Annotated in this window: 1 protein-coding gene; it reads right to left on the reverse strand. The window is 32.8% G+C overall.

From position 1 onward, the window contains the following. Window positions 1–668 (reverse strand): Eco57I restriction-modification methylase domain-containing protein (locus CWC18_RS20725; RefSeq protein ID WP_138676048.1); only part of this gene is annotated, 668 nt, incomplete at both ends.

Here is a 668-nt window from a genome sequence, read left to right on the forward strand (position 1 = left end):
TCATGATCTTGCCCTGCCCTCTTGAGAAGTGAATAAGTTCATTTAGGGCTTTATATGCTAAAGGAATCTTACTAACCAAAGACTTAAAATTTCGGATAGCCATTAGTTCGTCAGCATCGAAACTCAAATTATCTGTTTCTGAAGCTAAATCTGTACATTTTATTTCAGAATGATCGTTTCTAAATATTGAGTACTTTTTATTTTTGCCCTTATCCAATACTAAAACAGAAAAATCCCCTTCAACTTTGCTAAAAGTGAATTTGGGTAACTTATAAGAGTACGCCAGGTTGCATTCTTGTAGAACTTTATTCCTAAACCACTTTAATCTTGTACCTCTGGTTACAGAGCTTGGGAGTATAAATATCAAGCGTCCATTTTGCTTGCACAGCTTTAAAGATTTTTCTAAAAAAGCGGCTTCAATCGGTATTTTTTTATTGTCTATACTAAATTGTTTTTTCGCATTGAAAGGAGGGTTACACAAAATAAAATCGAACTTTTTATTTCGGAAGTCTATGTTTAGAAAGTCACCATTTAAAAAATTAAACCCATCACTCACTTGTTGACTTTTCAACTCCATTAATCTGTTGCTATCAATATCTACACAAGTTACTTCTTTATCCTGGGTATTAATTCCTTTGATCAATGCACTGTAGTGGTCAACTAATTTT

Source organism: Pseudoalteromonas aurantia (assembly GCF_005886875.1).
Lineage (GTDB): Bacteria > Pseudomonadota > Gammaproteobacteria > Enterobacterales > Alteromonadaceae > Pseudoalteromonas > Pseudoalteromonas aurantia_A.